Below are 11276 nucleotides of genomic sequence, written 5' to 3'. Positions count from 1 at the left end.
GATGGTGGCGGCAAAGTCCGCCATCGTCATCTATGTCGCGACCAAGGATCCTCATCCTGATTGACGCGCAACTCTCAGCCAGATTGTCGCGCTACAGTCAGCCCGGCTCGGGCCAGTTCGGCCAAGCGGATCGCCATGCGCTTGCCGCCGAGGCTGTCTGGGAGACCGGCGACGCTGGCGGCGATGACCTCGGCATCGGGGTGGGTGTAGCTGTCCATCTTGTAGCGCCCCCATCGACCTTGCAGCCCAGCGCGGCCTGCTGGATCAGCACGTATTCCAGGCCAAAGCCCGAGCGATGCGCGCGCTCGGGATCGGAAGGTGTCAATCGGCATCGAATCGGGACCGCCAATCGGCGTGCTAAAGGGACCCCCTTTGGTACGTGGGTAGCTGGCCCGATGCGGCGTAGCTTTCGGGTGACGCAGCCGGATCGGTCCAGCGGGCCACCAGGCGTTACGCTCGGGTCTTGAAGCGCCAGCTTTCGTTGCCGGTCTCGATGATCTCGCAGTGGTGGGTGATGCGGTCGAGCAGCGCCGTCGTCATCTTCGCATCGCCGAACACGGAGGGCCATTCCCCGAAGGCCAGGTTCGTCTTCACGATGATCGAGGTGCGCTCGTAAAGACGGCTGATCAGGTGGAGTGAGCCATTGAGTCGCCATGTGTTCGAGAGTTGCCCATCGTGGCGCCATCGGTACAAGCCCGATGGGCGACGGCGAACAGCTGACCGCCGGCCTGTGCAAAGGGCAGATAGCCGAGCTCATTGAGGACGAGGAAGTCGAGGCGGCTTAGGGTATCAGCGGTTCGGCCCTGGCAATTGTCAGGGCCTCACCTGACGATCGGCAGGTCCGTGATCCGCGTGGTGTAGCGCGGGCTGCGATGATCCGCTCGCAGCTGCCAGGACCGCGACATGCCCTCACTGGCCAGAACCATGGTTTTCTTGCCAAACCGGTTGTTCACGGCATCAAGCGCGGTCATCAACTCGGGTGATCCACCTGGTGTGTCGAAGAGTGTCCTTGGCCGATCCTCCAGCGGCAACAGATCATCCAGCATGACGCCCGCCTTCGTGAATGCGTAATTCTGCTGATCAGCTTTCGGCCAGGCAGCTGAGGCACAGCGCTTTGCGGCAGCAACAAGATCGAATGTGTCGGATGACATGGGCGCGATACGCGTCGTCCTCGACCCTGCATATTGTGGCCGATCCGGGCGGTGCCGGTTGGTGTGAAAGAAAACCGTTATCGTGCCCGCCACAAGCCCGTGCTGGCGCAGCTTTTCCGCGGCGCGCGTCGCGTGCGCGGTGATGGCCTGAAACACCGTATCGAAACCAGTCATAGGGGTCCCGGCCGAGCGTGTGACGGCCATGCCCTTCCGCGGTGGCTCCACGTCATCGACCGCGATGCAGGGCTCGCCCTGCAGCTCCAGGACTGTGCGTTCCAGCACAACCGTGCCCAGCGCCCGGGCCTGGCGCAGCGGCATGTCACGAAGTTCCGCCGCCGTGCCGATGCCCAGCCCTTGCAGCTTGGCTTGAGTCCTGCGGCCAATACCCCAGATGTCGCCGACGGGAACGAGCGGCAATAGCCAGTCGGCAAGCGCCGGATCCATCATGTCCAACACGCCCGCGAAGATCGGGTTCTTCTTGGCGATTTCGTTGGCGCATTTGGCGAGTGTTTTTGTCGGTGCAATCCCGACCCGAACCGGCACGCCGACCCGGCGAAGCACATCGTGCCGCATGGCCCGTGCATGTGCTTCCCGGTTCCGGAACCCGCCGAAGTCCAGAAAGCATTCATCGATCGAATAAATCTCGACGTTCGGCGTGTAGTCCTCGTATACCGCCACCACTCGGCGACTGATGTCTCCATAGAGCGTGTAGTTCGAGGAAAAGACCCGTATCCCGTGCGCCTCAACCCTGTCGCGGATCAGATGCAGCGGCTCGCCCATCTTGATACCGAGGGCCTTGGCCTCGTCACTGCGCGCTACGGCGCAGCCATCATTATTCGACAGCACGATCACCGGCACGCCTTTCAGGCTTGGGTCAAAGATCCGCTCCGCGCTGACATAGAAGTTCGCGCTGTCACTGATCGCGATTGGACGCGTCACGCCAGATCATACCGCCGCACGACCCCGGCGATGACGCCCCAAATCTCGCTGTCCTCTGTCAGTTCGATATCTGAGAAGGCCTCACGACTATTGGCGGGCGAGAGGTAGAATTTGCCCTCCCGCTTGCGCAGGATCTTCGCCGTGACCGCACCGTCCACGACGGCAAGCACTGCGCGTCCGAGGCGGCGTTTTCCGGCGCGGTCCACGGCGATGATGTCGCCATCTCGGATACCCACATCCCAAAGGCAGTCGCCTTCGACGCGCCACCAGAAGGTTGAGGAGGGGTGTCGCACGACCCAGGCAATCGGATCGATCTCATCCTCGAGATCATCTCCGGCCGGCGACGGAAAGCCTGCACTGGCCCGCGCGAGCAAAATGGGGACAACTTGCCCCTCCGCGAGTACAGGGGCTTCTATCGGATAGACTGGCATCCGCGAATCCTTTTGTGTTCATGCTATGTTCTCACATGGATCGCCTATCCAGTCATTTGCTGTCAACAAACGAAGTGACGCTTGGCGCGTGAGCGGCGGTCTACTCCCGATAGGCTGCGATCCTTGCGCTGGGAGGTGCCGTCGTAATCACTGCCGTTAGGGAGCGCCTTCCGCGATCTTGATTGTCGTTCAGTCAATCAGGATGCTTGCCAAGATTAGCATGAGCGGCTTCCGCTGCAGCCAGCGCCCCCTCCAGAAAACCACCATCGACCGGTGATGCCTCGGATCCTGCGAAGATCAGGCGCGCAGTGGACGGGATGGCACTGTAGGTCGGATGAGCAGTGAGCGGCATCCTGTCGGCCTGCGTGGCGGTCGCGACATCATCGCTCCAATCTTTGACAAAAACCTCCGTTGGTGTCGCCGCCAAGGGTCCGAACAAATGTGCCAGTTGCGCAATGGCGGCGTCGCGGAAATCCGGGTCATGCGCAGCGCCGGGATGAGCGAATCCGAAGAGCGCGCCCGCATGCGCATCGGCCGGTGAGGCATCGTGGATCTCGGCCAGCGGTCCGCGATGCGATATCGCATCACCGTTCAGCCCGCTGTCCCGCCAGAAGGGCTTAGCGTAGGTCGCAATGAGCTTGGCCTGGCCGGCCATCCAAGTCGGCACATCGGGAACGGTAACGCCAAAGCGCGCTGTCAGCCGCGGCGGCAGCGCGAAAACGACGCGCGCAGCGCGTATCTCGAAATTGTCGCCTGACAGCGTCACGCATGAGGCGTCCTCAGTCACGCGCTGCACCGGGTGATCAAGGCGCAGGCTGGGTCCCAGCTGTTCGGCCAAAGCGTCGGTCGCCCGCGTCAGCCCGCCTTCGATGCGCAGCGCGCCTCCCATGGTGGCGAAGTCGAGGTCCCGGCGCATCGCGCCCTCGCCATCCTCGAAGACAAGACGCCCAGACGCGTATTGTGGAAAGCTGCGCAGACCGAGACGGCTGGCAAGCGCGAGCATGCGGTGGTTGTTCGGCCAGATCCAGGAGGGCCCGAGATCATAACCTTGGTGTGAAAGCACCCGTCCGCCGGCGCGGTCGCGCGCTTCCAGAATTGTAACGTCACGCCCCTCGGACTGCAGCGCAGTGCCCAGCGCAAGGCCGGAAAGCCCGGCGCCGATGATACATACCTCTGTTTCTTCCATTACGCAGTGTGGTCCGGCACATGGCGCAGATGCCCGGTCTTGAGCCAGACCCGCACACCGTCGTCTCCGGCCGTTGCCTCGAACGTGCTCCCCACCGGCAGGCGCAGCCAGTCCCAGGGGCCCAGCGTGTCCACACCATCGGCAAGCGATCCCTCGATCACGAAGACCTCAAGGCCACCCGATGCGTCCAGTGATCGTGCCGTTCCCGGCTCCCAGCGCTCCATGGATACGTGCTCACGATCATCTTCATGCAAGTCGAGTGTTTCGACGCCAGGGGCTGGTTCCGACCAGTCCACCTTTCGGCTGTCGATCTGGACCTGCGTGCGATCCGCCGCGTCGAACTGGTGCAACTTGACCAGGATGGTCGCCCCGTCTTGCGCGGCTGGCGTGTGCGACGAAGTGGGCGGGTTGCGCACATACGAGCCAGTGGGAAAGTCACCGTCCTCATCCTGGAACGTGCCATCGAGAACCAGGTATTCTTCGCCACCGTCATGAGTATGCGCGGAAAAGGCACTACCGGGCGCGAAGCATACGATAGTGGTTGCCCGGGCGACCTCGTCGCCGATCCGGTCCAGCATCCTGCGCCGCACACCTGGCATGGGGGAAGCAACCCATTCGCCCTCATCAAAGCGCACGAGAGCACGCTGGCTGAAATCTGCGTTTACATGCATTGTCGGCAGCTCCTTTGCTCGTCTTGGGGAAAGCTTGGGTCTAAACGAGCTTATTGCAAGGCTGCCCAAGATTCGCACGTGAGGCCTGTCTCTTCGAGGGCACCTCTCACGAGCGGCTCGCGCCTTCAACCAGCAACGATCGACCGGCGTCACCTTGAAAGGGGCATCGTGCGCAAGCCGCGCGATAGCCAGACAGTGGCCCGGTGATCAGCGCTCAGAGCGGAGCGCGGTATACCCGCCCAAGCCACAGGATATCCAAATGGCGCGCCACATGCCATCTATGCGCAGTTTACAAAACGCGCTCCCTGCGCAAAGGCGCGGCTCACCCCGTCTCCCAGGGCCGCACCTTCGGCATCGCCTCCGTCACCTCGACCTCCCGCAGCATACCCACGGCGATCAGCCCGTCGCGCACCCAGCCCAGCGCGGCGCACCAATCGTCGTAGGCCTTCCGGGCGGACTCGATCTGCTGGGGATGCGGTGAGTAGGTCACCGGGCAGGTGCGGACATCGACCGTGCGCCATTTGCGACGGACCAGGACCCGCTCGGTGCCCACGACTTCCGTCACAGCACGGTCGCCATACCTGTTGCGCTTGATCTCCACGGGCACACAGCGCGGCACGGCGCCGGGCATCCAGTCCGGCGTCAGCCCGGCGCGGGCCAGCTCAGCCACGCGGATCGCCATGCGCTTGCCGCCGAGGCTGTCGGGGAGCCCGGCGACCGTGGCGGCGATCACCTCGGCATCCGGATGGGTGTAGCTGCCCATCTTGTAGCGCCCGCCATCAACTCTGCAGCCCAGCGCGGCCTGCTGGATCAGCACGTATTCCAGGCCAAAGCCGGCGCGATGCGCGCGCTCGGGATCGGAGGGCTCGGGCAGCTCCAACTGCGCCTTCTCGGCGCCGAAGGCCCATTCCAGCGCTTGCTGAACGGACATGGCGCCCTTGAGCGTGCGGCCTGCGCCGCGCTGGGCCGGCGTCCTGGACAGCCTGCGATCGAACCGGCTCATAGAACACCCCGCGCGCGCAGCCTGTCCGCCGTGACCAACCCGCGGGCCAGCATGGCGTCGCGCATGGTGGTGCTGATCATGTTGGCGGGTAGGAACTGGTCGGAGTTCACCATTTCGGCGTAGAAGGCCGCCAGCTCATCGTCGCTGGGTGGTGGCCCTGACGCGGCCTTGCGGCGTCTCTGCCGCCCATCGCTGCGCCCTGCACCGTTGTGAACTCCCGAGGCTCGCCGCGTCTGGCGCCCTGCTGCGCGCTGCATGGCGCGATCGAGCGCCTTGGGCCCGTCCGGCGGTTCGGGGTGTTCCTGGCGGGTTGCCTGGGCCACGGCGAGGATCGTCTCTGCGCTGAGACCAAGATCATCGCACCAGCGTCGAACATGTTCCCTTGCTGGCCAGCCCTGCCACCAGCTGGGCAGCGCGGCGTTAGAAGCAAAGCCCAGCGCGCCGAGCAGCTCTGCAAAAAACTGATCGAAATCTCGCGCTCGCGCGCCCTCCTCCTCCTTTAGAGGTTCCCTTACAGGGTTAGTGTCCCAAAATGAGACACGGGAATCGCCATTTTTGAGACACGGGCGTGTATCAAATTGAGACACGGACCCGTGTCCCGGATCGAGACACGGGCGCGGCGAAGATTCCGACGACAAGTCATTGCAGAACCGCGCTTTTTCGGATGATGGCCCGTGTCTCAAATTGGGACACGGGGTTTCAGCCTTGTCCGCGTCGAACGGCGCTCGGGACGCAGGCTCCGGATCGTTGGACCCGGGCGGGGGGAAGTCCGGCTCGAAGCCGAGCAGGTAGCGCGTCGGGCGCTGCTGGCCGGTCCTGGCATCGACATTGCGGATGCGGCGAATAAGCCTTCGGGATTCGAGATCGTCGAGGTGACGATTCAGCGTCGCGCGGCCGATCTCGCAATCATGGGCCAGCCGGTCCTGCGAGGGGAAACACCCATAATCCGGGTTGAAGCGATCGCAGAGATGCCAGAGCACGATCTTGGTGGTGGGCTTGAGCCCGCGCTGCTGGATGGCCCAGTTGGTGGCGGCATGGCTCATGGGGCTGTCCTCCGTGCTGAACGGGCTGCCGCGCGCTGGGCGTCAGCCTGTGGCACCACGCGCGTGGTGACCCCATGATCCGCCAACGCACCCAGCGCATCGTCAAGCGAGCGCACCAGCGCCCAGCCAAAGCCCTGCGCCAGAACGGCATCGCGGAAGGCGGCCTGCGTGGTACTCAGCCGGCCCTTGGACGCCTTCAGCTCCAGAAACAGCACGCGGCCGTCGCAGAGCACCATCAGATCGGCAAAGCCGGGATGGACGCCCATGCCGACCAGGATCGCCTGGCGTTTTCCGCCGCGCGGGCCGGCCTCGGTCACCTCGTTGGCGGAGTGCTGGATGATGGCGGACGGCGGCAGCGCGAAACGCAGCGCGGTGACCACTGCACGCTGCAGATCAGCCTCGGGTGTCTTGCGTCGCGTCATCGCCCGCCCTCCCGGTCCGGCCGGGCGCGATCCGCGCGCCCTGGCGATTTCGCCTCGAGGACGACCAGCAGAAGCCGGGCATCCTCACGCTCTTCGGCGGTCTGGCCGTGCCGGACCAGCACATTGCATGACAGCCGCACCAGGTGATCGCAGTGATGAACCACGTCGGCCACCACGATGCGGGCCTCGCGCAGCCGCTCGTCGATCCAGTCCTGGCGGGCCTCTTCGCGCCGCGCCCGGGCGCTGTGCTGTTTGCGGAAAGGTAGGGGGACGCTCATCGCCGGCCTCCCGCGCGGCGATGGCCGCGTGTCCGGGCCCGGCTATAGCCCTCGTCTTCCAGCCGCTCGAGCCAGTCCAGCACGGCCGCCCGGCGGTAATAGATCTTACGCCCGGCCCGGATACAGGGCGGCCCCCAGCGTTCGGCTTCCCAGCGGCGCAGGGTGCTTTCGGACACCCCCAGTTGCTGGGCCAGATCCGGCCGGCTAATCCAGCCGCCCATGAGCCCCTCGGAGGTCTTTGGCCGTGGCTGTGTCTCGTTCATCGTTTGCATCACGCATCTCCCATTGGCGCGCCCGAACACCGGGCGCCGACTGGTGCCAGTGAGACAGATCGCCTGGGGTGGCAGGGAGGCACGGGGTGGCACGCAAACGACCACCCCCGTGCCACCCCTTGTTTTATTGGCTTTGCGGGCGATTGGCGTCGCAACACCGAGGCCGACGCCGCGATGCAGCACTTTCGGCCTTTCGGCGCTTCACGCGCATTCGGCTGCATTCGCGTTGATTTACAGGGGAGTCGCGCGCAGTCGTGCTGAAACCGGGGGAGGCACCGCGCAGGAATACGTGCCACTCCCTGATTTCATTGGATATTTACAAGCTCCGGCGGTTTTGCGCCTGACTTTGGCACTCTGCAGGTCTGTTTGCCGGTGAGAGGCGCGGTCCGATTGGACCGGCGCGGGTTTCTTATCTCTCGCTGGAGCTCTGAAACCGCAATAAAACAAGGGGTGGCACGCCACCTGTCTCCGGTGTGCCACCCCGTGCCTCCCTGCCACCCCTGGCGCCATGCTCTGCTTGATAGACGCGGTGTTTTACGCGTCATCACACGGGGCAAGAGAGAGGTGTGCAAATGCCGGACAGGCAGAAACTGACCGAGGCGGTCCTGCGCAATGCCGTGCCCACGGAGGGCCGGGACTACCAGATATTCGACACCGAGCTACGCGGCTTCGCCGTGTGTATCTATCGCGGCGGGGGCCGAGCCTTCACGCTGGATTACCGTTACGCAGGACGCCAGCGCCGTATGACCTTTGGGCGCTGGCCGGACTGGAGCGTATCGGCGGCGCGCACCCGCGCCAAGGAACTGCGCCGGGAGATCGATGCCGGGGGTGATCCTATGGCAAACCGTGATGCGGTCCGCGAGGCGCCCCGGGTCGCCGATCTGATCGCGCGCTATGTCGAGGTGCACCTGACGCATCTGGCCGCGCGGAATGCGACTGATCAGCGGGCAATGATGAACAAGTTCATCGCGCCCGCCTGGGGCCGAATGCTGGTGACCGAGGTGAGTTCTTATGACGTGGAATTGCTCCTGACCAAGGTCGCGGAGGGACGCGCGCGGCCCGCCAAGGCCAAGCCCAATAATCGCGCGCGCAAGCTGCAGGGCGCCAAGCCGACGCCAGTGCGCGCCAACCGCGTCGGTGAGGTGGTCCGCAAGATGTTCGCCTATGCCGTCAAATGGGGCTGGCGCGAGGACAATCCGGCTATGGGCTTTCGCCGCCGGATGGAGACGCCGCGGGAGCGGTACCTGTCGCAGGACGAAATCGCCCGCCTCGCCGCCGCGCTGGATGCAGCCGAGGACAAACGCGCATCGGACATCATCCGGCTGTGTATGCTAACCGGTGCCCGTGTGGGGGAGGTGCGGCAGGCCCGCTTCGAGGATTTCAACATCGAGCAGCTGAGCTGGACCAAGCCTGCGACAACGACCAAGCAACGCCGGGTTCACCGCGTTCCGATCTCGGATGAGACCGCCGCAATCGTGCGCCAGCGGCGCCTTGCGGTAGTTTCGGGATCACCCTGGCTGTTCCCCGGCGACACTCCCGGCCAGCCCGTTCAGGAAATTCGCCGGTTCTGGCGGCGCATCCAGAGGCAGGCCGGGATCGAGGATGTCCGCATCCATGATCTGCGCCACACCTTCGCGTCGCTGCTGGTGAGCGGCGGGGCCTCGCTCGAGATGATCGGCAAGCTGCTGGGCCACAGCCAGATGCAAACGACCCAGCGCTATGCGCATCTCATGGACTCGCCCCTGCGCGCGGGCGTCGATGCGGTGGCCAGCGCGTTTACGCTGAAACCTCGATTGGTTCACGATAGTGACCACGTGAAAGAAGAGGTGCCACGCCGCGGACCAGACCAGGTCACCTCATCCGCCTCTTGAACTGCAGGGCATCGAGAATGGGTTTGAGGCGGCGCCGGATGGAGCGTTCATCGGGAAAGTTTCCATTGTCGGATCGCGCGGCAAACCAGTCCTGCAGCTCCCGGATCCATTCGTTTTGTGAGGCGGGCAAGCCGTCCTCGAAGACCCGGCGCGTGATTTCGACATGCATCGCGGCCCAGTCATAATCCCCGTCCTCGCTCAGCCCAGCGCCTTCTGCGATCCGGCCGAAGAGATTATGCGCGTCTTCGAAGTTCTGAACATCTTGACCAAGGATCAGAACGTCGCCGATCGAGACCAGAACTCCGTCGGCGGGCGCGCTTATATAGAGCCAGTCGGTTTCGCCCAAGGGCCGAAAGCGCTGCAGATGCGCCGATTGCGGTCCGGTGCCACAGCGGCGGAATATCGGCAGGATATCGACGGGTTCAAACTGTACGAGCCCGCCCGCCCGTGTCTCGCCGCATTCAACCGGTGGAATGCCCGTGACAAGTCTCAGATTTCCTGTGTTCGCCCAGCCAGCGATGTCGGATACAACGCAGCCCCAGCGTGCGGCGGCTTCGTGGATGGTGTAGAAAACGCGTTGTGGCAGTCCCATGCGGCAGCGGTCCTTTACTTGTGCGCCGCAGCCAGGGCGAGCAGCCCCCGGAGGCGACGAAATTTCCAGTCCAGTCTGAGGCTTGGTCAAGGATCACGGGGACCCGTGGAGAACGATTCGGCCTCGACCATCGATTGTAGACTGGCTACGGGGTCAATCTCTTACCCCTTATTGTAGCTGCCGCTGTTTGGGAGCCGCGACATGTCCTTCTTCAAGGCGCAGCAACTCTACCGCATGGCTGAAATGGCCGCGGCGCAACGCCAGGGGATTTCCCTGCGCAAGGTCATGGATGAGTTCGATGTCGAGGAGCGCACTGCGCGACGCATGTTCCGCCAGTTCGAAGACCTGTTTCCCGGGGTAGAGACCCGGGACGATGGTGATCGGCGACGTTGGTGGACCTTGACCGATGTTCCCTACGTCCAGCACCGCGTTCTCAGAGAGAACGAGCTGGCCGCTCTCGACCTGGCGATCCGGCGTGCGGCGCGCGATGGCGCCGAAGGTGAGGCCAGGGCACTGGAGGTTGCGCGCGATCGTCTGGTCGCCTCCTACTCCAAGCCCATGACCCAAGGCGCGATGGGCTATTCGGAAATCCTTCTTCTGGCGAACGGCTTCGCGTCCCGGCCGGGACCCACCCGGAAGGTGCCGGAGGACTATCTCAATCTGCTGTTCACCTCGTTCCGCAGGCCGACAATGGTCGAGATCGTCTACCAGGGTGCGCGGGATCCGGAGCCGCGCAAGCGGCTGGTCGAGCCGCATGCCGTGATTGTCGGCACCCGCTATTACCTCATTGCCCGCGACGTCGACGCCGACCGCCAATACCGGCAGTATCGGTTTGACCGCATTCACGAGATGTACGGCACCGTCCACGCCTTCGAGCGCGACCCGGATTTCGATGTCGAAAGCTACAGCGCCCAAGCGTTCGGATCGTTCTTTTCCGAGGCCGAGCAGGGTCCGGTGCGTTGGCGGTTCTCGCCCGGCGCCGCCTCCGAGGCGCGTGACTTCGTGTTCCATCCGACACAGGAACTGACCGACCTGGAGGATGGCAGTCTCCTCGTGGAGTTCACGGCGAGCGGGTGGCTGGAGATGGCCTGGCACCTCGTCCAATGGGGCAACGCCGTCGAGGTTCTGGATCCACCCGAGCTCAGGGACATGCTGGAGCAAGTGCGGCGGGGGAGGTGGATATCTTGCCGTGATGGCTGCCCAGCATGGCGACCAGCAGATAGCCGTCCCACTCAGCGAGTGCATTGAACGGCTTTCATGTAGCGCGAGGTCCGCCGTCGGTTGCCCTCTCCACGACGCCATTTGCATAGGGTGGTCATGTACGTCGTCAGATAATTTGGGACGCTTGATCGGCTTTCGGATTGGAGGCTCTGGCTCACCGTGGGTTGATCTTATGCGGTTTCAGTTTCGTGGCGCA

Annotated in this window: 12 protein-coding genes and 2 pseudogenes; 2 read left to right on the top strand and 12 right to left on the bottom strand. The window is 64.1% G+C overall.

From position 1 onward, the window contains the following. Positions 1–95 precede the first annotated feature (95 nt). The 11 genes and pseudogenes from ACH107_RS25220 to ACH107_RS25170 form a co-directional block, all read right to left on the bottom strand. Positions 96–289 (bottom strand): annotated as a pseudogene (locus ACH107_RS25220) (hypothetical protein); the annotation flags it as partial. A 161-nt stretch (positions 290–450) separates the two neighbouring features. Further along, positions 451–806 (bottom strand): annotated as a pseudogene (locus ACH107_RS25215) (ATP-binding protein); the annotation flags it as partial. Between the two features lie 15 nt (positions 807–821). Continuing rightward, a complete protein-coding gene (locus ACH107_RS25210) occupies positions 822–2090 on the bottom strand; it encodes a Y-family DNA polymerase (protein ID WP_412508323.1) in 1269 nt (422 codons plus the stop codon). Continuing rightward, a complete protein-coding gene (locus ACH107_RS25205; RefSeq protein ID WP_412508322.1) occupies positions 2087–2521 on the bottom strand; it encodes a LexA family protein in 435 nt (144 codons plus the stop codon). Before ACH107_RS25205 ends, ACH107_RS25210 begins: the two co-directional genes overlap by 4 nt. Before the next feature lie 193 nt (positions 2522–2714). Next, entirely contained in the window at positions 2715–3707 is a 993-nt protein-coding gene (locus ACH107_RS25200) for a flavin monoamine oxidase family protein (RefSeq protein WP_412508320.1), read from the bottom strand. Then, complete coding sequence (locus ACH107_RS25195; protein ID WP_412508319.1) at positions 3707–4378, bottom strand: cupin domain-containing protein; 672 nt, start codon at positions 4376–4378, stop codon at positions 3707–3709. Before ACH107_RS25195 ends, ACH107_RS25200 begins: the two co-directional genes overlap by 1 nt. A gap of 322 nt (positions 4379–4700) precedes the next feature. Continuing rightward, on the bottom strand, positions 4701–5381 hold the full coding sequence (locus ACH107_RS25190) for a hypothetical protein (protein ID WP_412508318.1): 681 nt from the start codon (positions 5379–5381) through the stop codon (positions 4701–4703). Further along, entirely contained in the window at positions 5378–6424 is a 1047-nt protein-coding gene (locus tag ACH107_RS25185; RefSeq protein ID WP_412508317.1) for a helix-turn-helix domain-containing protein, read from the bottom strand. The genes ACH107_RS25190 and ACH107_RS25185 overlap by 4 nt, the downstream gene beginning before the upstream one ends. Then, on the bottom strand, positions 6421–6846 hold the full coding sequence (locus tag ACH107_RS25180) for a VRR-NUC domain-containing protein (RefSeq protein ID WP_412508316.1): 426 nt from the start codon (positions 6844–6846) through the stop codon (positions 6421–6423). The genes ACH107_RS25185 and ACH107_RS25180 overlap by 4 nt, the downstream gene beginning before the upstream one ends. After that, positions 6843–7124 carry a hypothetical protein gene (locus tag ACH107_RS25175; RefSeq protein ID WP_412508315.1) on the bottom strand — a complete coding sequence of 94 codons (282 nt, stop codon included), beginning with the start codon at positions 7122–7124 and terminating at the stop codon, positions 6843–6845. Before ACH107_RS25175 ends, ACH107_RS25180 begins: the two co-directional genes overlap by 4 nt. Continuing rightward, positions 7121–7396 carry a helix-turn-helix transcriptional regulator gene (locus tag ACH107_RS25170; protein WP_405049867.1) on the bottom strand — a complete coding sequence of 92 codons (276 nt, stop codon included), beginning with the start codon at positions 7394–7396 and terminating at the stop codon, positions 7121–7123. The genes ACH107_RS25175 and ACH107_RS25170 overlap by 4 nt, the downstream gene beginning before the upstream one ends. A gap of 572 nt (positions 7397–7968) precedes the next feature. Between ACH107_RS25170 and ACH107_RS25165 the strand changes: the two genes are divergently transcribed. Then, positions 7969–9267 (top strand): tyrosine-type recombinase/integrase, encoded by a 1299-nt coding sequence (locus ACH107_RS25165; RefSeq protein ID WP_412508313.1) that lies wholly within the window; start codon positions 7969–7971, stop codon positions 9265–9267. Here the strand turns inward: ACH107_RS25165 and ACH107_RS25160 are convergent. Continuing rightward, on the bottom strand, positions 9248–9949 hold the full coding sequence (locus tag ACH107_RS25160; protein ID WP_412508312.1) for a hypothetical protein: 702 nt from the start codon (positions 9947–9949) through the stop codon (positions 9248–9250). The two genes, ACH107_RS25165 and ACH107_RS25160, sit on opposite strands and share 20 nt — an antisense overlap. A 111-nt stretch (positions 9950–10060) precedes the next feature. Here ACH107_RS25160 and ACH107_RS25155 point away from each other — a divergent pair, with 111 nt between their 5' ends. Beyond that, positions 10061–11107 (top strand): helix-turn-helix transcriptional regulator, encoded by a 1047-nt coding sequence (locus tag ACH107_RS25155; protein ID WP_412508311.1) that lies wholly within the window; start codon positions 10061–10063, stop codon positions 11105–11107. The last annotated feature ends 169 nt before the right edge of the window (positions 11108–11276 follow it).

Source organism: Roseovarius halophilus (ex Wu et al. 2025), assembly GCF_047086965.1.
This window is presented reverse-complemented; position numbering and strand designations above follow the sequence as displayed.

What these genes read in the sequence shown, in the direction of transcription:
- ACH107_RS25200 (WP_412508320.1), bottom strand. Translation starts at nt 3,707, where the DNA reads ATGGAAGAAACAGAGGTATGTATCATCGGCGCCGGGCTTTCCGGCCTT.
- ACH107_RS25165 (WP_412508313.1), top strand. Translation starts at nt 7,969, where the DNA reads ATGCCGGACAGGCAGAAACTGACCGAGGCGGTCCTGCGCAATGCCGTG.
- ACH107_RS25195 (WP_412508319.1), bottom strand. Translation starts at nt 4,378, where the DNA reads ATGCATGTAAACGCAGATTTCAGCCAGCGTGCTCTCGTGCGCTTTGAT.
- ACH107_RS25170 (WP_405049867.1), bottom strand. Translation starts at nt 7,396, where the DNA reads ATGCAAACGATGAACGAGACACAGCCACGGCCAAAGACCTCCGAGGGG.
- ACH107_RS25175 (WP_412508315.1), bottom strand. Translation starts at nt 7,124, where the DNA reads ATGAGCGTCCCCCTACCTTTCCGCAAACAGCACAGCGCCCGGGCGCGG.
- ACH107_RS25155 (WP_412508311.1), top strand. Translation starts at nt 10,061, where the DNA reads ATGTCCTTCTTCAAGGCGCAGCAACTCTACCGCATGGCTGAAATGGCC.
- ACH107_RS25180 (WP_412508316.1), bottom strand. Translation starts at nt 6,846, where the DNA reads ATGACGCGACGCAAGACACCCGAGGCTGATCTGCAGCGTGCAGTGGTC.
- ACH107_RS25190 (WP_412508318.1), bottom strand. Translation starts at nt 5,381, where the DNA reads ATGAGCCGGTTCGATCGCAGGCTGTCCAGGACGCCGGCCCAGCGCGGC.
- ACH107_RS25185 (WP_412508317.1), bottom strand. Translation starts at nt 6,424, where the DNA reads ATGAGCCATGCCGCCACCAACTGGGCCATCCAGCAGCGCGGGCTCAAG.
- ACH107_RS25205 (WP_412508322.1), bottom strand. Translation starts at nt 2,521, where the DNA reads ATGCCAGTCTATCCGATAGAAGCCCCTGTACTCGCGGAGGGGCAAGTT.